This is a genomic window from Candidatus Eisenbacteria bacterium (assembly GCA_020847735.1).
GTDB lineage: Bacteria > Eisenbacteria > RBG-16-71-46 > RBG-16-71-46 > RBG-16-71-46 > CAIXRL01.
Genome location: JADLBL010000002.1, coordinates 22,421 through 41,660 on the forward strand (window position 1 = coordinate 22,421; position 19,240 = coordinate 41,660).

Consider the following 19,240-nt stretch of genomic DNA (forward strand, 5'->3'; position numbering starts at 1 on the left):
CCGCACCGGGGGCGACACCCCGGCTCGGGCGGTGGTCCAAAACCGAAGAGAGCCGGAGGAGGTGGGTGACGATGAAGAGGCTCAGCCTGCAGCGCGGCTTCACGCTCATGGAACTCATGGTGGTCATCGTCATCGTCGCGATTCTCGCGGCGGTCGCGGTGCCGCTGTACATCAACTACGTCAACGACGCGCGCCGCACCGAGGCCAAGGGCGCCATCGGCGCCGTGATCACGGCCCAGCAGGTCTACTTCCAGCAGAACAACACGTACGCGAACGATGTGACGGCGCTGAAGGTGGACCTCACGGACATGGTGCCGCGGTGGACGATCACCGTGCCCACCGGAACCGCGACGGCGTTCAGCGTGCACGCCGTGCAGGTCGGCGGCCCGCTCGTGCAGGACTACACCTACGATCGAACGACGGGTGTGGCCACCTGGACACCGAACTAAGGGACCGTCCACGCGCCGCGGACTACTCGCCGTAGCGCCGACTCCGTCACCCGAAAACGGGATCGCCCGGCCGGCCGCGTTCCGTGCGGCAGGCCGGGCTTGGTTTCTATGCGCTCGAGGTTCCCAGACCAGCAGGGCTTCTCGTTGATCGAGGCGCTCACCGCCACGGTGATCGCCGTGATCGCCGTGCTCGGACTTGCCTACACGTTCAGCGTCGGGCGGGGCCAGGTGAACCGTTACGAAGTGGCCCGTGCGGCGCTCGGCGCGGCCGAGGACCGCATGGAGCGGCTGCTGCTGCTTGCCGACACGACGCCCGCGACGGACTCGCTGGTCGTCGGCTACCGTTCGGCGACGTCGCCGTTTCTCTATCGGGGCGCCGCGCTGGGGACGACCTGGTGGCACGTGGACGGCTACGACGACCCCGACCTGCCCGACAGTCCCGACCTGCGCCGGCTGATCGTGTGCGTCCGCTGGAACTCCTCCGTGCCTGATTCGGTCCAGTTCAGCCAGTTGCTGGCGCTGCCATGAAGCTTCGCCCCCTCGACGAGCGCGGGCTCACGCTGACCGAGGTCACGATCGTGGCCGCGATCGGAGTGCTCGTGCTGCTCGGCCTGGGCGGCTTCTACCTCAACTCGCAATCCACCTGGCTCGACGCCTCGTCGCAATCCATCACGCAACGCGAGGGCACCCTCATCACGCAGGCCATCGCGGACAGCGTGCGCGAGAGCGGCGGGGCGAGCGCGCCGGCCGTACCGGACGCCGAACACGCGCAGGTCCACCTGTTCCGCTTCAACCAGGCGTCGGGGACACTGGAAACGACCGCCTTCTGGTGCTTCTGGTGGGACCCCGCCGATTCGCTGGTCCACCAGGGACCCGACCCGGCGACGGACGACCGGGGCCCGCTGTCCACCTCCAGGGTCGAGCGCTTCCGGGTCGTGGCGGACAACTCGCTCGTGCAGGTGGCGCTCCGCCTTCGTTCGGCCACGGGCGAGCCGGTCGAAGTCTCGACCAGCGCGATGATGAGGAACCGATGAGCGGACTCCCGGCCGGCGCGCCCGGACACGCGCGGGAGCGCGGCTTCGTACTCGTGGGGGTGGTCATGATGGTGCTGGCGCTCACCATCATCGGCCTGTCGCTCTACGGCCTGTCCGGCTACGAGTCGCAGTTCTTCAGCCGCACGCTGTTCGACCGACAGGCGGCCTACAGCGCCAGCGGCGGCATCGAGCTGGCGAAGGCGCTCATCTCCACCCCGCTCGGATCCCCGCCGGATTATCGCCTCTCCAACGTGTCGCGGGCCGTCGGCCGCGAGGGGGTCATCTCGGCGCTCGCCTGGCAGGACGGTCCCCCGGCCGACTCGACGGGGCTCGTGGACTGGGACGCGCCGGTGCACCTGCGCGTGGCCGCCCGCGTGAACGGAGTCGTGCGCACGACCGAGGGCACGTTCGAAGGCTCCCAGCAGAAGAATCCCTATCACTACGTCTTCACCTGCCCGGGCACCATCACCACGCAGGTCGAACAGAACAACCGCCCGCTCGCGCTCATCGGCAAGGTGTGGCAGACCATCCGTGACGAGGACGAGGACAAGCGCTGGACGGCGGCGCTCGATTCCCAGTCCGACATCAGCTTCGAATCCGGCGACGCCCCCCACCCAGCGTCGGCGGCGTTCATCGCCGCGCACGCTCCGGGCGACACCGCCACGAAGCGTTACCCGGACACCAGCGACAGCTCGCTCGTGCTGACGATGGACGCCCGCCTGGCGCCCAACCAGGTGCGGTTCTTCGCCCCGCACGTGGACTCGCTCACGCTGACCAAGCCCAACCTCGCCTACTTCGACGTCTACACGCAGCGGAACACGTACATCCAGGTCGCCGGCACCGCGGTCTGGGTCGTCCCGCGCGGGGTGCGTTTCGAGAACGAGTTCACGGTGCGCCTCGTTCCCGGCGCCTCCTCGGGCACTCTCGTCCTGGTCGTCGGCCCCAACGAGCGCTGGGCCGGGAGCGAGCAGGTCGGCCCGTGGTTCGAAAAGGGCATCCAGATCACGCAGGTCACGCTGGGCAGCGCGCTGCCGAACGTCTTCGTCGTCACGCACGGAACCGCCCGGATCCACGACGAGATCCAGACGCAGGACATCTACGCGCGGCGCATCTCGGTGTTCGCCGAGAACATCGACTTCCAGGGGCCGGGCTACAACATGCCCAGGGACAACATGTGGCTGCAGTACGACAACTCCATGGAGTCGCTGGCCACGACGCTCAAGGCCCTCGGCGCGCTCCCCGGCACGACCGGCATGGCCGCGGGCACCTGGACCCTGCGATCGGGTTCGTGGACCTCGTCACCGGGTTTGCAGTAATACTCCCGGCGAAATGAGAGTCGGCCTGAATGCCCGCCCGTGGGTGGGCCTGGATATCGGCGAGTACAGCATCAAGCTGTTCTCGTTGCGGCATGGCGTCGGCGGCGACCGGCCGTGTGCGAGCGAACAGGTGCTGCCCGCGGCGGGCGGAACCAGCCCCGAAGCGCTGGGGCACCTGCTCGCCGAGTGCTTCTCCCGCTCCGGTCACTCCCCCCGTTCGTTCGGCGGCCTGACGCTCGGAGTCTCGGGCGGCGACGTCATCATCAAGCAGGTCTCGCTGCCGCTCATGGACGACGGCGAAATCCCCGGCGCGCTGCGCTTCGAGGCCCGCAAGCACCTGCCGTTCGATCCGCAGACCTGCGTGATCGACTATCAGCTGCTCGCGCGGGTGCCCTCCGAGAAGCGTCTCGACGTCCTGCTCGCCGCCGTGCCCCAGGCCCGGCTCGAACGCCTGATGGCCCCGCTGAAGGCGATCGGCGTGGACCCGGACATCGTGGACGCGGCGCCGCTGGCCCTCACCAACGCGATCTCGCGCTCGGCCGAACGCGAAACCGAAGCGCGCGTGGCGGTGGACCTCGGGCACGGCGGCTCGTGGCTCACGCTCTACCAGCGCGGCGAACCCTACTTCGCACGGCGGCTCGAGTTCGGCGGTGCCGGCGTGACCCGGGCGGTCGCCGCCGCCCTGCGCGTGCCGCTCGAGGAGGCGGAGGAATGGAAACTCGAGGCCGGCGCGGACGACTCGTCCATCCGCGTCGAGCCCGAATCGGCCGAGATGCAGGGCGTGCGCGATTCGCTCCTCGGCCTCGCGGACGAGCTGCGCCGTTCGTTCGCCTACTACCGCACGCTCGCACCGCTGCCCGAGCCGTTCACGCTGTGGATTTCCGGCAACACGGCCCGCCTGCCGGGTTTGGCCGGCGAGCTGAGCGCGATGCTCGAGGTCCCGACCTTCGTGTTCGACCCGCTCGAATCGGTGCCGGCCGAGACGCGCGGGCAGCTCCCCGCCGGAGGGCCTCAGTTCGCGCTCGCCTACGGCCTGGCCTCGAGGATGTCGTGAGCACGATCTTCACGATCAACTTCCGCCGGGAGGCTTTCCTGCGCGAGCGCGCCCGGGCGCGCCGCCGCGCGGTCCGCATGGGCATCTGGCTCGCGTACTTCGGCGTGCTCGCGATCGTGCTCGGCCTTTACGCGCTCAATCTCGCGTCGCTTTCCCAGAGAGCCGCCCGGATCGAGCGGCAGGTCGAGAGACTTCGCAGGCAGCCTTCGGGCGCCGACTGGCGTCCGGGGCAGCCCGAGGCCGACCTGGTCTCGCGCTCGCTGGGCGACGCCGGACGCTGGCGCGACCGCCTGAACCGGCTCGCCCACCTTCTGCCGGCCAATGCCCGGGTGACGAACGTGGCCTTCAACCCGGACAACCTGAGCGGCGCCGATCGGGCCAAACTGATGATCACGGGCGAACTCCGGCCCTCGACCGGCGGCGACCGCATGCAGCAGGTGCTGGCGTTCGTCGGGGTCCTGTCGCGCGATTCGCTCTTCTCGGCGGGCTACGCCAACGTCCGGCTGGTCACCACGCGCGCGGCCGCCTCCGGGCAGGGCGCCGAGTTCGTGATCGAGTGCCGATGATGAATCCGATCCTTTCCGCGCGCCTGCGGGCGCAGTGGCCGGTCGCGCTCGTGGCCGCGGTGCTGATCGTGTTCGTGGCGATGCACGCGCTCGTGCAGGCGCCCCTGCAGAACCGCTTTCAAACCGCGCTCCGTCGCGCCGGCAACCTCGGCGCCGTGCTCGACCCCTCGGGCGGCGCCGTCCCCGCCGCGATGCCCCCGCGGGTCTACACGCTGCTGATGGAGAACTCCGCGCCGCCTGGCGAAGTGGACGCGAAGGCGCAGGCCGGAACGCTCGGCGCCGAACTCGTGCAGCAGATCTCCAGCCTCGCGACCCTCCAGCATCTTGACGTCGTCGGGGCCGAACCCGGCCCGGTCACGCAGCAGCCGGGCTGGAATGAAGCACGCGCCCACCTGCGCATGAAGGGTTCGTGGGCGCACTGGCTGTCGTTCCTCGACGCGCTGGCGCACAGCGGCCGGCTGCTTCGCGTCGAGCGCTTCACCCTGGCGCCGGGCGAGCCGGGGGCCTGCGACATCGAGGTGTGGATCTCGGGCGCCACGCTCAAGCGACGCGGAGCCACGCCATGAACCGCGACGTCGGCAGGTTCCTCGGACCTCTCTTCGCCATCGCCGTGTTCGCGTTCGTGCTCTGGCAGACCCTCCAGGCCCTGCAGGCGTCCGGCGTCTGGCGCTTCGGCGCGCCCCGGGCGGTCGTGCCCGTGACCGATCCGCTCGCGTCGCTCGACGGCCTCGTCTCCCGGACGCAGGCGCTGGGCTTCGATGACGCATCCCGCGATCCGTTCGGCTATGGTGCGGCCCAGCCGGGCCCGGGAGGCGACCAGACCGTGCGCCGCCGGGTGGTGACGCCGCCGCCACCCGCGCAGCCGGTGCTGACCGCCATCATCTACGACAACGACCCCCGGGCCATCGTCCGCTGGGAGGGTCGGGACTTCACGGTTCACACCGGCATGCTGTTCGCCGACTTCACCGTCGTGAGCATCGCGCCCGAGCAGGTCGTCCTTCGGCGCGGCGCGGAGAATCTCGTCCTTCGACGCAAACCCCAGGGAGACTGACGCGTGAAATCCCTTCGCCCCGTCCTCGCCGCCGCGATCGCGGCCCTGCTGCTCGCCGCGGGACCCAGCGGCGCGGCGGCGCCCGAAAAGGTCGTCAGCCTCTCCGCCACCGACGCCAACATCTCCGAGGTCCTCAAGTCGCTCGCCGACAAGGGTGGCTTCAACATCATCACCGGGCCCACGGTCTCGGCGGGCAGGATCACGATCCAGATGAAGGACGTGCCGGTGGAGCAGGCGGTGAATCTCGTGGTGCGTGCCGCGGGCCTGTCCTACGAGCGCATCGGCAACTCGATCCTCGTGGCCGACGCCAAGTCCCTTCAGGAGGAGACCGGGCTCTCGTCCTACATCGTGGACCTCAAGTTCGCGGACGCCTCCGAGGTCAAGGAGGCTCTGAAGGGCCTCACCGACAAGATCGAGGTGGACCGCAGCGGCAACCGGCTGGTCGTCGTGACCAGCCCGCGCATCATTTCCGAGATCGAGGAGATCGTCTCGGAGCTCGACAAGCCGGCCCGGCAGGTCATGCTCGAGGCGCGAATCGTCGAGGTGTCCACCGACGACTTCAAGAAGCTCGGCATCGACTGGGACCTGCTCAGCCGCCAGGGCTTCATGTTCGTCGAGGGCAATTACGATTCGCTGCAGGGCGGCGAGAGCTCGGACCAGATCCGCGGCCTCAAGATCTTCCCGAACACGCCGGGGACGAACGACATCTTCAAGCTGCGCAACTTCAGCCGCGTCGCGCAGGTCTACCGCGTCGCCATGGACCTGGCGATCCAGAACGGCAGCGCGCGCGTGCTCGCCAACCCGAAGATCGCGACGCTGAACGGCCGCGAAGCCAGCATGCTCGTCGGCTCGCGCATCCCGTTCGTCATCAGCGGGACGGTGTTCGCCGGAGGAGGCGCCGCCACCTCGCAGACCGTGCAGCGCGAGGAGGTCGGCGTGAAGCTGGCCATCACGCCGCTCATCAACGCCGACGGCTACATCACCACCGTCATCCGGCCGGAGGTCAGCTCGGTCATCGGATTCAAGGGGGCCAACGACGACCTGCCGGTGGTGGCGACGCGGCAGGCGACGACGACCGTCCGCCTGAAGGACGGCGGTTCCGTGATCATCGGCGGTCTGCTCAGCGAGGAACGCACCACGAACACCTCGCGGCTGCCGATCCTCGGCGACATCCCGGGCCTCGGCCTGCTCTTCCAGCACACCTCGACGCAGGTCTCGAAGAAGGACCTGGTGATCGAGGTCACCCCGCGTATCCTGCCCGACCAGCCGTAGCGCCGGGCCTGCCCGCGCGAGCCGCGCGAATCGGCGATCAGAAGCGCGGCAGGCCGTGCACCTGCAGCGTGCCGGCGAGCCAGCCGAGCCACGCCCCAGCCGCGACGGTGAGCGCCACGGTCACCAGGCCGAGGCCCGCGCTGGAGAGCCGGGGGGTGTCGCGCCGATACCGGTACAGCCACCAGATCAGGAGCGGGACGAGGGCGCCCTTGACGGCGACGAACACGAGCCAGTGCTGCGAGGCGAGCGTCGCGAGCACCGGGTTGCCCTCGCGGTTGCCGAACCAGTGGATGCCGACGGCGGTGGCGAACAAGTCCAGGCTGTTCGCCGCGATCGCGAGGAAGAAGAGCACCTGCATGTCGATCACCCCGGGGGTTGTGGTCCCGCTGCGCGACCTCGGCCCGATACTGTCAGAGCTCGGCACGGACCTCAACGGATTCGTGCCGGTGGAGCCCGCATGACGTTCGATTTCTTCATCGGCATCTCGGTCGTCCTACTTGGGCTCGTCATGGGCAGCGCCGTGACCGCGCTCGCCTGGCGCGTGCCGCGCGGCGAGTCGTGGGTGCACGGCCGCTCGCGCTGCCCGAAGTGCGGCCACGTGCTGGGGGTCGCCGACCTCTTCCCGGTCCTGTCGTGGGCGGTGAACCGTGGGCGCTGCCGGCACTGCGGCGTGGGTGTGAGCGCGCGCTACCCGCTGACCGAACTGCTGTGCGCCGCGTGGGCGTTCCTGGCCTGGCAGAAGCTCGGACTGACGCCCGCCTTTCCGCTGGTCGCGTTCTGGGGCTTCCTGCTGGTCGCGCTGCTGTGGATCGACCTCGACTTCCAGCTGCTGCCCGACGCGCTCACCCTGCCCGGCACGTTGCTCGGCATCGGCGCAGCGCTGCTGGGCCCGGGAGCGCGGCATGCGATGTTCGGCATGCTGGCGGGCGCGGGACTGCTGTGGCTCGTGGCCGAGCTCTATTTCCGGGTCCGCAAGGTCGAGGGTCTGGGCGGCGGCGACGTGAAGCTCGCGGCGATGTTCGGCGCCGTCCTCGGCGGGCCGCTCGCGCTGCTCACCATCTTCCTCGCCGCGCTCGGCGGCACCGTGTGGGCCGGAGTGCTGCTCGCGCGCGGCAAGGCCGACGGCCGCACGCCGCTGCCCTTCGGCACGATGCTCGCCCCGGCGGCGATGGTCGTGTTCCTGTGGGGCGAGCCGGCCTTCCGCTGGTACCTCGGGCTGCTCGGCCGCTGACGCGCGCGGCGGGCGGTCGCGCCGCTTTGACCCGCGTCACGGGCGCACGGCACACTGCCCCGCCCCCCGAGGAGATCCGCATGACCCGCTCGCGCATCACCGGCATCGGCTTTCACGTCCCGCCCCGCGTCGTCTCGAACCATGACCTCGAAAAGCTCATGGACACGAGCGACGCGTGGATCGTCGAGCGCACCGGCATCCGCACGCGGCACTTCGCGGACGAAGGCACGGGTTCCAGCGACCTCGGCGTCGAAGCCGCGCGCCGCGCGCTCGCCGACGCCGGTCGCGCGGCGGAGGACGTGGACTTCGTGATCTTCGCGACCACGACCTCCGACTGGATGTTCCCGGGCAACGGCGTGATCGTGCAGGAACGGCTCGGCCTCGCGACCGTGGGCGCGCTCGACGTGCGCAACGCCTGCAGCGGCTTCGTGTACGCGCTGTCGGTCGCGGACGCGTTCGTGCGCATGGGCCGCTACCGCTGCGTGCTGGTGATCGGGGCCGAGGTGCAGAGCACGGGGCTCGACCTCTCGACCGCGGGCCGCGACATGGCGGTGCTGTTCGGCGACGGCGCCGGCGCGGCCGTCGTGGAGCCGGCGGCGGAGGACGGCGGCATCCTGTCGTGGGCGCTGCACAGCGAGGGCTCGATGGCGCGGGACCTGTGGTGCGAGGCGCCGAGCTCGGCCGCGCCGGGCCGCATCACGCACGCGATGCTCGACGAGGGGCGCCACCACCCGAGGATGAACGGCCGGCAGGTCTTCAAGAACGCGACCACGCGCTTCCCCGAGGTCATCCTCGAGGTCCTGCGCGACGCGGGCCGCTCGCTCGAGGAAGTCGCGCTGGTGGTCCCGCACCAGGCGAACCAGCGGATCGCCGATGCGGTGGCGCAGCGGCTCGGCCTGCCGCCCGAAAAGGTCTTCCAGAACATCGGGCGCTACGGCAACACCACCGCGGCCAGCATTCCGATCGCGCTCACCGAAGCCCGGGACGCGGGGCTCGTCCGGCGCGGCGATCTCGTCGTGCTCGCGGCCTTCGGGGCCGGCTTCGCGTGGGGCGCCTGCGCGATGGTCTGGTAGGCCCGCGGCGCAGGGGGGGCGCCGCGCTCACGCCAGGTTGTGAAAGACCTTCTGGACGTCCTCGTCCTGCTCGAGCTTGTCCACGAGCTTGAGCACTTCGGTCGCCTGATCCTCGGGCAGCGTCGTGGGAGTGAGCGGAAGGTACTCGTGCTCGGCCGAGATCGGCGTGATGCCGCGATCCTCGATGGCCTTCTGCAGCCGGCCGAAGTCCGCGAACGCGCAGCGCACGACCAGCTGGAGCTCGCCCTTCTCGCCCGTGCTCTCGCCCATCTCCTCGAGCCCGTGATCGATCAGGTCCAGCTCCAGCGCCTCGGCGTCCAGTCCCTCGGGCTTGAGGCGGAACACGCCCATGCGCTTGAAATGAAACGCGACACTGTTGGTCGAACCCAGGTTGCCGCCGCCGCGGATGAGCGCCGCCCGCACGTTTCCGACCGTGCGGGTCGTGTTGTCGGTGGCGGTTTCGACGAGCAGGGCGATGCCGTGCGGCGCGTAGGCCTCGTAGAGGATTTCCTCGTAATCGGCCTGGTTCTGGCCCGAGGCCTTCTTGATGGCGGCCTCGACCTTGTCCTTGGGCATGTTGACCGCGCGCGCGTTCTGGATGACGCGGCGAAGCGCGGGGTTGTTCTCGGGACTCGGTCCGCCCCGTTTGACCGCGATGGTGATTTCCTTGCCGATGCGCGAGAAGGCCTTGGACATGCGGTCCCAGCGGGCGAACATCGTGGCCTTGCGGGTTTCGAAAATGCGTCCCATGGTCGTTCCTGGCTCGGGATCGGAGGCGATCGGGGCTGGCGCGGGCGCGCCGCGGGGGGAAAAAGTAAGCCACGCGCGGGGGTTCCGTCGAGGCGGAGCACCCGGCACCGTTCGCGCGGGCGGATTCCGGCCGTGCCCGGAGCGGGCGCGACTGCTAGCTTCGCCGCGAAAACGCGAGTGACCCCAGGTTCCACCCCCCGGAGGACCGCATGAGAAGCCTCGCCGACGTTGACCGCTGGATCGCCGATCACCTCGACGAAAGCCTCGCGGAACTCGGGAGGCTCGTCGCGCAGCCGAGCGTCGCCGCGCAGGGGCTGGGCATGGACGAGTGCGCGCGGCTCGTCGCCGCCATGCTCGAGCGCCGGGGTTTCGCCGTCGAGCTCGTCCCCTCCGGCGGCGGCCCCCCGGTGGTGCTCGGGGAACGCGCGGGACGCTCCGACCGCACGCTGCTCGTCTACAACCACTACGACGTTCAGCCGCCCGAGCCGCTCGAGCTGTGGACGAGCCCGCCCTTCGAGGCGACCCGGCGCGACGGCAAGGTCTTCGGTCGTGGCGTGAGTGACGACAAGGGGCACATCGTCTCGCGACTGCTGGCGATCGACGCGCTGCTCGCCACCCGCGGAGAGCTGCCGTGCCGAGTCAAGTTCGTGATCGAGGGCGAGGAGGAAGTCGGCAGCGTTCACCTGCCGGCATTCGTGCGCGCCCACCGCGAGCGCCTCGCGGGGGACGCCTGCCTGTGGGAATTCGGCCAGGTGGACGACCGCGGCGTGCCCATGCAGTTCGCCGGATTGCGCGGCATCTGCTACGTGGAGCTGTCGGTCGAGACGGCCTCCCTCGACGTGCACTCGGGGCTCGGCGGCTCGATCTTCCCGAACGCGGCCTGGCGGCTCACCTGGGCGCTCGCCAGCCTCAAGGGCAGGGACGAGCGCATCCGCATTCCCGGCTGGTACGACGACGTGCGCCCGCCGAGCGCCCGCGACCGGGAGCTCATGGCGGCGCTGCCCGACACCGCTCCGGCCTATCGCGAACGCTACGGCGTTCGCGGATTCCTGCGCGGCATGGAAGGGGGCGTTGACCTGCGCATCGCCGAGGTCTTCGAGCCGACCTGCACCCTGTGCGGGCTCGACTCCGGCTACCAGGGGCCGGGCTCGAAAACCGTGCTGCCCGCGAGGGCTTCGGCCAAGGTGGACTTCCGCATCGTGCCCGACCAGACGCCCGAGGACCTACTGCCGAAGCTGCGCGCGCACCTCGACGCACAGGGATTCCCTGACGTCACGATCACCTTCCTCGGCGGCAATCCCGCGGGCCGGACCGATCCCGACGACCCCTTCGTCTCCCTGGTTTCCGACACGGCCGCGCCCGTGTACGGGGTGCCCATGCAGATCGTTCCGATGATCGGGGGCTCGGGGCCCAACCACTGCTTCCTGCACGAGTTGAAGGTGCCGGTCGCGTGCGCGGGGCTCGGCTACCCGGACACGCGGGCGCACGCGCCGGACGAGAATCTGCGCGTGGACCACTACGCGAACCACGCCCGGCACATGGCGCGCATCCTCGAGGCGTTCGGAAGCCCGGCCAGCTAGACGACATTCAGCGATTCGGCATCCGAGGCTCGGCGGCGGTGCGTCCGGCGAGGGCGAAGCCATGGATGGCGAGAGCCCGAGTGGATGCAGCGCAGCGAGGCAGGGAGCCGAGCAAGCGGGCCGCCGCCGAGCCTCGGATGCCGAACCGCAGAAACCTGTTCGGCCCCTCCGCGGGCCGGTCCGAACACGGCCGTATCCGGCGCGTCGCCCTCGCGTGTATCCTGCACGCGAAGCCGCGCGGTTCGAAGAACGCGCAGCACGGGGGTCACCGATGCGATCCACGCGTTACGCCGCGATGCTGGCGCTCGGCTACACCGTCGTCGCGACCGCCTACATCCTCGTCTCGAGCAGCATCGCCGCCCGGATCTCGACGAACATCGAGGAACTCGAGACGATCGAGACGATCAAGGGCGTGCTCTACGTGGTCGTGACCGCCATCGCGATCTTCCTCGGCGCGCGCTGGATGTTCGTCCGGGTGGATCGAATGCACGACCATCTGGTCGCCCGCGATCGAGCGATCGTCGAGAACGAGCGCCGCGTCTTCGCCGGTTTCATCGCCGGCACCATCGCCCACGACGCGAACAACGTGCTGGTCGCGGTGATCTCCGACCTCGACGCGCTGGAGCGATCCAGGCCCCAGGGTGATCCGACCATGAATCGGCTGCAGGTTTCGGTCGAGCGGCTGGTGGCGCTCAACCAGCGGCTGCTCGTCACCGCGCGGCGCGGACGGGCGACCCGTGCCGAGGACGTGGACCTCGTTCCCAACATCGAGGAGACGCTGGCGGTGGCCCGATCGCACGCGGCCGTGCGAAGCTGCCGCCTCGAGTTCGTCCGCTCGGGCCCGGTCCGCCTGCACACGCACGCCCTGCTCGTGCAGCAGATCCTCTCGAACCTGGTCGTCAACGCCGCCGAGGCGACGGGCGGTCGCGGCCGCATCGAGGTCCGTCTCCGCGATTCGCCGACCGAGGTGACCCTGGAGGTGCACGACGACGGGCCCGGCATTCCGGTCGAGCGCCGCGCGACCCTCTTCGAATCCCTCGAATCCACGAAACCCGACGGCTCCGGGCTCGGACTCTTCTCGGTCCGGTCCTGCGTCTCCGCCCTGGGCGGGACCGTCGAAGTCGGCGACTCGCCGCTCGGGGGCGCCTGTTTCCGTGTGGTGCTTCGCGAACTGCCTCGCGACTCCGGCGGAGCGGGGATGGCCGCCGGTTCCCGGCCCTTCGGTCCGCCCGCGCCCGACTCCAGGCACGGACGCCAGCGGGCGACGGCGCCCGAGGCGTAGCGCGGGCCCCGGCCTTCCGGGTGGCGGCGGCGCCCCGGGCCGCCGATAACGACGGCGAGCCGGGGCGCAGGGCCCCGACGTGATTTTCGGACCACGGGGACTCCGTTGCCTTCGACCAGCCTGGGTGCGGGCGGAATCGCCGCGGACCCGCCGCTCTCCCGCGCCTACGCGCCCCTCGCCGCCGCGGCGCTGCTCACCGCGCTCGCCGGGCCGGTTCTCAATCTGGAACTGGCTCGCGACCCGAGTCCGGCCTCCGCCCTCGCGGGCTTCTGGCTCGGCTACTCGGTGCTGCTGCTCCTCGAAGCCGCGTGCGTGGTGTGGCAGTCCACCTCGCTCGCGTTCCTGGGCACGCCTCGCGCCCGCCGCCGCCTCGGCTGGCTGGCGCTGGCGACAGGCACGGCGACCTCCGTGCTGGTGTGGCTCGCCGGTCAGCCCGCGAGCTCCGCCTGGCTGTTCCGCGAAGTGGTGCCGACGAGCCGTGACGCCGCCCTCACCGCCGCGAACGTCCTGCGCGCGCTCGCGCCGCTGCCCGCGATCGTCGCGCTGCGCGGGGTGCTGGCCGCGAGCGTGCTGCGCGACGGGCGCGGAGCGGCGATCCCCGCGGCGCTGCTCGCGCGCCTGGCGGTCCTTTCGGCCTGGCCGCTTCTGCCGCATGGCGGGACGGGCGTCCGATCGGCCTGCGAAGCCCTGCTGGCGGGAGGCGTGATCGAGCTCGTCGTGCTCGCGCTCGCGCGCTCGGCCGCGCTCCCGCACGCGGCGCATCACGTTCCGCCCGCCGCGGCCCGGGTGGCCGCGGTCGCGGCCCCGCTGGTGGCCGCGACGCTCGCCTGGGCGGCGCTGCGCCCGGGCCTGCACGCCGTGCTCGGCCGGCTCGATCACCCCGAACTCGCACAGGCACGCTTCGGACTCGTGTTCGCCGTGTTCATGGCGCTGTGCGCGCCCGTGTGGGCCCTGCGCGATCTTGCGCTGCTGGCCGAGGGGGCGGGCGCCTCGCGCGATTCGGTTCGCCGCTTCGCCGGCCGCGTCGCGGCGGCGGCCTCGATCGCGTTCGCGGCGGTGCTGGTCGGGGCCGCGCTCCGTCCCGACATGGGGTCCGCGCTCGGCTTCGGTCCTGCGACGGGCGAGTTCGCGTGGGCGGCCGTGGCGCTGCTGACGCTGGCGCCCGCACTGGTCGCGGCGCGCATGCCGGCGCAGGGGCAGCTGATCGCGCGACACGTCACGAGCGTCTTCGGGTGGGCGCCGGCGCTGAGGCTGGCGCTGACGGTGGGGCTCGGGCTGATCGCCGCGCGCTTCGCACCGCGAATGGACGGCGCGACGCTCGGCGCGGCGCTGCTGCTCGCCGGCGAGGTCTTCGAGGTCTGGGCCTACGAGCGCGCCGTCGCGCTCACGCCCGGGTCGGACAGGCCGCAGGACGTGAGTACGCCCCACGCGGACGGCTCTCCCGATTCGATCGCGAGGGCGGCGTGATGGTCCGCCCCGGCGCCCGGCTCGTCGCCCTCGCGGCGTTGCTGGCGATCGGCACGGGCGCCGCGCCGCGCTCGGTGACCTACCCCGGCCGCACGATGGGGACCTACGTGAACGTGACGCTGGTAACCCCCGACTCCGCGGCGAGCGCACCGCTGGCCGCGACCGCGCTGGCGGTCTTCCACCGCACCGACTCGCTGATGAGCAACTGGACCACGTCCAGCGAAGTGGCCCGGCTCAATCGCGAAGCCGCGGCGGGTCCGGTCACCGTGCAGCCCGAAGTCGCGAGGGTGCTGGAGGTGGCGCTCGACCTGTACGCCGAAACCGACCGGACTTTCGACGTGACGGTGGAGCCGCTGGTTCGCGCCTGGGGTTTTCTCGGCGGGCACCCGCACGTTCCGTCGGACTCGGCGGCGGCCGAGGCGTTCCGGCGTGTCGGCGCGGACCAGGTTCACTTCGACCCCGCGACGCGGACGCTGCGTTTCGCGAATCCCGGCGTGCGCGTGGATCTTGGCGGCATCGCCAAAGGCTGGGCGGTGGACGTCGCGGCGGAGTCCCTGCGCGCACACGGCGTGCACGACGCGCTCGTGGACCTGACGGGCAACATGAACGCGATGGGCCATCCCGCGGGATCCGAGGCCTGGCGGATCGGCATTCGCGACCCGCGCGATCGGGTGCCGTGGTTCGCCCGCATCACCCTGCGCGACGAAGCGATCTCGACCTCGGGCAAGTACGAGCAGTTCGTGGCGGCGGACGGCCGGACCTTCGGACACATCATGGATCCGCGCACGGGCCGCCCGGCCGAGGGTCTCATCTCGGTGACGCTCGTCTCGAAGAGCGCCTTCACCTGCGACGCCTGGGACACACCGTTGTTCGTTCTCGGCACCGAAGCGGCGAAGGCGAAGGCGCTCGCCCACCCCGAGTTCGAGGCGATCCTGGTCGAACCCGGTCGCGATGGTGTGGACACGGTGTGGGTGGAGTCGTCGCTCCTCGATCGCTTCCACCTCGAGCCCTCAGCGGCCGGATTCCTCCGCGTGCGGTCCTTCTAATGTAGTCGGCCATTCCGTGCGGAGCGCGGTGCCGGCCCCTCCGCATGCACATGAGAGCGCGCACTCGCGGCCCGCTCCGCTTTCCGGGTCATTTCCCGGTATCCGGCGCCGAGGCACGACGCTTGCCCTGCACACCGCGTCCAACCCGACGGACCTTGTGCCCGACGCGCACAAGCGAAGCCACAAACGACTTGCAGGCGCAACACGGAGCGCGTGCCCCCGCAATTGCGGCTCGGGGTCGCGATTCGCAACGGAGCGCCTTGCACATTCGCAGTTTGAGTCCAGGAGAGGCGGAGCACGTGAATCGGTTCACGAAGTCGGTGAGAAGCACGCGGCATTGCGCGCTGGCGATCCTGCTGGGATCGCCGTTGGTCGCGCTCGGCTGTGCCTCCCCGACCGCTCCACCTGCGCCGCCTTCGGGCGGCAAGACCTTCAACGGCAGCTATTCCGACTTCGTCGCCCAGGTCGAACCGGTGATCCAGCGCCGTGGTTGCGACACCGGTGGGGATTGCCACGGCGGTGGTCCACGCGGGGCGTTCGAGCTCTCGCCCTCGGGTTCCAAGAACACGCGGTTCGATTTCGACCAGGTCTCGCTTCAGGTCAATCCGGTGACGCCGGACTCGAGCCGCATCCTCACCAAGCCGCTGGCGCTCGCCGCCGGCGGTGTGCCCCACTCGTTCAAGCCCTTCGCCAGCACCGCCGACACCGACTTCGTCGCGATCCGCACCTGGGTGCTCGCCGGGGTGACGCCATGACGCCCGTCCGCGCCGGCATGCTCGCGTTCGTGGCCTCGCTCGCGCTGGCCGCCGCGCCCGCGCACGCGCAGGACGCGCCCGCCGACAGCGCCGCCGGCTCGGAAGTCGCCGTGGGCGCGGAAGCCGCGTCCCCCGTGGCGCCGGCGCCGCCCGCGCACCGGCGCGACGGCCTCGAAGCGCTCGTGCCCGCGCTCGCCGAGAACGCCTACACGCTCGAGTCCGGTCCACGGCCGTTTCTCGACCGGCTGGCGGTGACCCCGGCCTTCGGCGCGCTCGGATCCGAACGGCTGTTCGCGATCCGGGTGGCCTACAACCCGAATCGCTGGCTCGGCTACGAAGCCGAGCTCGCCCACAACCCCAGCCAGGCGGTGCACGCGATCCTCCACCGCCTGAGCATTCTCGTTCGCCGCCCGCTGTCCGGGCGGCTGCAGCCCTACGTCACTGCCGGCTACGGCATGGCGGTCGTCCTCCCCGGACGATCCGTGAACGCGGATGCCGTCACCAAGAACATGCTCGCGCTGGGCGGCGGGCTGGAGCTGTACATCCGGGACGATCTCGCGCTTCGGGCGGAGATGCGGCGCAGCACCGTCTTCGGACGCCAGGCGAACCGTGAAGGTCTGGTCGCGTACGACTACGCGGAGCAGACCCTGGGTCTCGCGTTCTACCGGACCATCAGGCCGTGACCCACGGATCCTCGACCGGAGGTCAAAGCGACATCATGACGCCCCGAACCCAGCATCGCGCCTTCAAGGCCCTGTTCGCGCCGCTCGCCGCGGCGTGCCTGCTCCAGCTGTCGGCGGCCGGATGCCGCGACAGCGCGCCCGACGACCTCATCCAGCAGGAGCCGACCACCGACGCGCTCGTGTTCGTCAAGACCACGGCCTCGGGCACGCTCAATCGCACCGAGGACGCCGGCAACCTGTTCAAACTCTCGCCCATCACTCCGGACGGCGTCGTCACTCCGGTCACCAACTTCACGGGCGCGAACGTGTGCGACCCGGCCGTATCGTTCGACGGCAAGAAGATCCTGTTCTCGATGCGCCCCTCGGGCGGAGGCGCGCACAACATCTACGAGATCGACGCCGACGGGACGAATCTGCGCCAGGTGACGAGCGGTGGCGGGGACGACTTCGATCCGCTCTACCTGCCGGACGGCCGCATCGCGTTCACCAGCACCCGGCCCGGCGAGATGGACGAGTACAACCACGCGCCTTCGGCCAGCCTGCACACCTGCAACATGGACGGCAGCGGCATCGAGCGCATCAGCTTCAACCAGAGCGACGACTTCGATCCCGAGCTGCTCCCCGACGGACGGCTCGTGTACACGCGCTGGGAACACTTCGGGACCATGAACCGGTTCCCCCTGTTCTTCACGAATCCCGACGGCACCGGCACGTTCCACTTCTTCGGCCCGCACGACCGGAACTTCTTCCACCCGGTCGTGGCGCCGGATGGCCGCATCATCTCGATCGAGTCCACGATGGTGAACGAGGACGAAGGCCCGCTGGCCGTCCTCAAGCCCGAGCAGGGGCCCGCCGACCCGACGACCGGCGCGCGTGCCCTGCACTGGGACGTCCTCACGCCGCAGGTCAACACCGACGGCGAGCCCTGGCCCTACGGTGCGTTCAAGTACCCGCGGCCGCTCGGCGGCAACCGCTTCGTCGCGTCCTACACGCTTCCCGCGGCGACGCCCGAAGAGACGGACTACGCGCTCTACACGTTCACGCTCGCGCAGGCCGGCGCGGGCACCACGGCCGACCCCGCGACGTTCAGCGTCGCGGACCTGACGTTCCTCTACAACGACCCGAACACGAACGAGTTCGACGCCCAGTTGCTGGCGCCGCACGCCAAACCCCCGGTCATCGCGTCCACCGTGAACCGCATGGTGGACTACGGCGTGTTCCTCGCCCAGGACGTCTTCAACCGCGGCACCAACGACGGCCAGGAGCGCCCGCAGCGCGGTGTGGACCGCATTGACAGCATCGCGGTCATCGCGGCGCGGCCCACCCTCGTGGGCGAAATGAACGACTTCTCGGCGAACGAGTTCGAGAAGCGGGCGCTCATCGGCTTCGCGCCGGTGCAGTCCGATGGCTCGTTCAAGATCCGGGTGCCGGCGGACACGCCGATCAGCTTCGCCACGCTCGACAGCCTCGGCCGCGGTTTCGTCGTCAAGCGCACGCACCTCTACGTCCGCCCCGGCGAGACGTTCGATCGCTGCATCGGCTGCCACGAGGACCGGGTTCCGGGCGGGCCGTTCCCCACGAACCCCAACCCGATCGCGGGCATGCTCCCGGCGCACGACCTGAACATCCCGAAGTCGCAGTTCATGGTGATCAACTGGCAGAACGACATCGGACCCGTCGTGGCGGCCAAGTGCCAGAGCTGTCACACCCCTGTGATCAACGGGCCCGACACGACCCTGGCCGGCGGCCTCGATCTCACGACGGTCCCCGACACGGTCCGCATGAACCGCATCTTCCCGCGCGCCTACGTGAACCTGTCGGGCGAAATGATGGACGGCCGCCGGCAGGAGACCGATCCCCCGTTCCCCCGCCGCTCGCGTCTCATTGACTACGTGCTCGGCGTGGGTTCGCGCAGCGGTTCGGGCGTGCACCCGACCGGCGCCGACTCGCTGACCGCGGTCGAGCGCCGCAAGTTCAACCTCTGGGTGCTTCTCGGCGCCCAGTACAAGTGAGCGAGTCCAGCATGAGCTTCCTTCTCACCCAGACCGTGCGTCGGGTGGCGTTCGCATCGGCGGTGGCGGCGATGGCCGCCGCCGGGCCGGTCGCGGGCGCGCCCCTGCCGGCGGCCGGCGCCGAGGCCCTCGGAGTCTCGAGTACGGTCGCCGAGACCGCCCTGGGCCGTCACTCGCTGCGCATGCTGGACGGTTCGAACACGTCGCTCTCGGCGATGCGCGGGCGCGTGGTGATCGTCAACTTCTGGGCGAGCTGGTGCTCGCCCTGCCGGCGCGAGCTGCCGAAGCTCGATGCGCTCCACCGCGAGTGGCGTTCGCAGGGCGCGTCGGTGCTCGCCGTCTCGATCGACGACGACGCCCGCAACGCCGGTCGCTTCGTCCGGAGCGGGCGGCTCTCCATGCCCATCGCCTGCGACGGCCCTCAGGGGCTGGCCCGTCAACTGAACCTTCGGCACGTGCCCGCGACGATCGTCCTGGACCGTGACGGCCGCATCGCCTGGAGCACCGGCCGCTCCGACGACGCCGAGCTGGCGAAGCTCACGTCCGTCGTGCGTCGCCTCGCGGGCGCCGCACCGGTGGCCGGCATCGAACCGAACGGAGGCGGACGATGAGTTCGACG

Annotated in this window: 21 protein-coding genes; 19 read left to right on the forward strand and 2 right to left on the reverse strand. The window is 70.6% G+C overall.

Translation table 11 applies throughout. The features are described from left to right. The first annotated feature begins 71 nt into the window (after positions 1-71). The 9 genes from IT347_01470 to IT347_01510 all read left to right on the forward strand — a co-directional run bounded on the left by IT347_01470 (position 72) and on the right by IT347_01510 (position 6,742). Positions 72-449, forward strand: coding sequence for a prepilin-type N-terminal cleavage/methylation domain-containing protein (locus tag IT347_01470; protein ID MCC6348245.1), 378 nt, complete (start codon positions 72-74; stop codon positions 447-449). Positions 450-557: 108 nt separating this feature from the next. Continuing rightward, complete coding sequence (locus IT347_01475; GenBank protein ID MCC6348246.1) at positions 558-977, forward strand: prepilin-type N-terminal cleavage/methylation domain-containing protein; 420 nt, start codon at positions 558-560, stop codon at positions 975-977. Beyond that, positions 974-1,483 carry a hypothetical protein gene (locus tag IT347_01480; GenBank protein ID MCC6348247.1) on the forward strand — a complete coding sequence of 170 codons (510 nt, stop codon included), beginning with the start codon at positions 974-976 and terminating at the stop codon, positions 1,481-1,483. Before IT347_01475 ends, IT347_01480 begins: the two co-directional genes overlap by 4 nt. Continuing rightward, positions 1,480-2,799, forward strand: a complete 1,320-nt coding sequence (locus IT347_01485) for a hypothetical protein (protein ID MCC6348248.1) — start codon at positions 1,480-1,482, stop codon at positions 2,797-2,799. The genes IT347_01480 and IT347_01485 overlap by 4 nt, the downstream gene beginning before the upstream one ends. 13 nt (positions 2,800-2,812) lie before the next feature. Further along, positions 2,813-3,853, forward strand: coding sequence for a pilus assembly protein PilM (pilM, locus tag IT347_01490; protein MCC6348249.1), 1,041 nt, complete (start codon positions 2,813-2,815; stop codon positions 3,851-3,853). Beyond that, complete coding sequence (locus tag IT347_01495; protein MCC6348250.1) at positions 3,850-4,419, forward strand: hypothetical protein; 570 nt, start codon at positions 3,850-3,852, stop codon at positions 4,417-4,419. The genes pilM and IT347_01495 overlap by 4 nt, the downstream gene beginning before the upstream one ends. Further along, positions 4,416-4,985, forward strand: a complete 570-nt coding sequence (locus IT347_01500) for a hypothetical protein (protein ID MCC6348251.1) — start codon at positions 4,416-4,418, stop codon at positions 4,983-4,985. Before IT347_01495 ends, IT347_01500 begins: the two co-directional genes overlap by 4 nt. Then, a complete protein-coding gene (locus tag IT347_01505) occupies positions 4,982-5,470 on the forward strand; it encodes a hypothetical protein (protein ID MCC6348252.1) in 489 nt (162 codons plus the stop codon). Before IT347_01500 ends, IT347_01505 begins: the two co-directional genes overlap by 4 nt. Before the next feature lie 3 nt (positions 5,471-5,473). After that, positions 5,474-6,742, forward strand: coding sequence for a hypothetical protein (locus tag IT347_01510; protein ID MCC6348253.1), 1,269 nt, complete (start codon positions 5,474-5,476; stop codon positions 6,740-6,742). A gap of 37 nt (positions 6,743-6,779) precedes the next feature. On the opposite strand, the gene IT347_01515 is transcribed toward IT347_01510, so the two are convergent. Beyond that, on the reverse strand, positions 6,780-7,100 hold the full coding sequence (locus tag IT347_01515) for a hypothetical protein (GenBank protein MCC6348254.1): 321 nt from the start codon (positions 7,098-7,100) through the stop codon (positions 6,780-6,782). A gap of 99 nt (positions 7,101-7,199) precedes the next feature. Between IT347_01515 and IT347_01520 the strand changes: the two genes are divergently transcribed. Both IT347_01520 and IT347_01525 read left to right on the forward strand, forming a co-directional pair. Further along, positions 7,200-7,973 carry a prepilin peptidase gene (locus IT347_01520; protein ID MCC6348255.1) on the forward strand — a complete coding sequence of 258 codons (774 nt, stop codon included), beginning with the start codon at positions 7,200-7,202 and terminating at the stop codon, positions 7,971-7,973. 80 nt (positions 7,974-8,053) lie between these two features. Then, a complete protein-coding gene (locus IT347_01525; GenBank protein MCC6348256.1) occupies positions 8,054-9,046 on the forward strand; it encodes a ketoacyl-ACP synthase III in 993 nt (330 codons plus the stop codon). A gap of 27 nt (positions 9,047-9,073) precedes the next feature. Here IT347_01525 and IT347_01530 read toward each other — a convergent pair whose 3' ends face one another. Further along, positions 9,074-9,796 carry a YebC/PmpR family DNA-binding transcriptional regulator gene (locus IT347_01530; protein MCC6348257.1) on the reverse strand — a complete coding sequence of 241 codons (723 nt, stop codon included), beginning with the start codon at positions 9,794-9,796 and terminating at the stop codon, positions 9,074-9,076. A gap of 209 nt (positions 9,797-10,005) precedes the next feature. On the opposite strand from IT347_01530, the gene IT347_01535 reads away from it, so the two are divergent. From IT347_01535 to IT347_01570, 8 genes are all read left to right on the forward strand, one after another. Then, on the forward strand, positions 10,006-11,376 hold the full coding sequence (locus IT347_01535; GenBank protein MCC6348258.1) for a M20/M25/M40 family metallo-hydrolase: 1,371 nt from the start codon (positions 10,006-10,008) through the stop codon (positions 11,374-11,376). A 271-nt stretch (positions 11,377-11,647) separates the two neighbouring features. Beyond that, on the forward strand, positions 11,648-12,658 hold the full coding sequence (locus IT347_01540) for a HAMP domain-containing histidine kinase (protein MCC6348259.1): 1,011 nt from the start codon (positions 11,648-11,650) through the stop codon (positions 12,656-12,658). A 105-nt stretch (positions 12,659-12,763) separates the two neighbouring features. Continuing rightward, positions 12,764-14,125 (forward strand): hypothetical protein, encoded by a 1,362-nt coding sequence (locus IT347_01545; protein MCC6348260.1) that lies wholly within the window; start codon positions 12,764-12,766, stop codon positions 14,123-14,125. Continuing rightward, positions 14,122-15,171, forward strand: coding sequence for an FAD:protein FMN transferase (locus IT347_01550; GenBank protein MCC6348261.1), 1,050 nt, complete (start codon positions 14,122-14,124; stop codon positions 15,169-15,171). The genes IT347_01545 and IT347_01550 overlap by 4 nt, the downstream gene beginning before the upstream one ends. A 299-nt stretch (positions 15,172-15,470) precedes the next feature. Continuing rightward, on the forward strand, positions 15,471-15,926 hold the full coding sequence (locus IT347_01555; GenBank protein ID MCC6348262.1) for a hypothetical protein: 456 nt from the start codon (positions 15,471-15,473) through the stop codon (positions 15,924-15,926). Next, positions 15,923-16,609, forward strand: coding sequence for an outer membrane beta-barrel protein (locus IT347_01560; GenBank protein ID MCC6348263.1), 687 nt, complete (start codon positions 15,923-15,925; stop codon positions 16,607-16,609). The genes IT347_01555 and IT347_01560 overlap by 4 nt, the downstream gene beginning before the upstream one ends. Before the next feature lie 35 nt (positions 16,610-16,644). Beyond that, a complete protein-coding gene (locus IT347_01565; protein MCC6348264.1) occupies positions 16,645-18,621 on the forward strand; it encodes a PD40 domain-containing protein in 1,977 nt (658 codons plus the stop codon). Between the two features lie 11 nt (positions 18,622-18,632). Next, positions 18,633-19,232, forward strand: coding sequence for a TlpA family protein disulfide reductase (locus tag IT347_01570; GenBank protein MCC6348265.1), 600 nt, complete (start codon positions 18,633-18,635; stop codon positions 19,230-19,232). Positions 19,233-19,240: the final 8 nt, after the last annotated feature.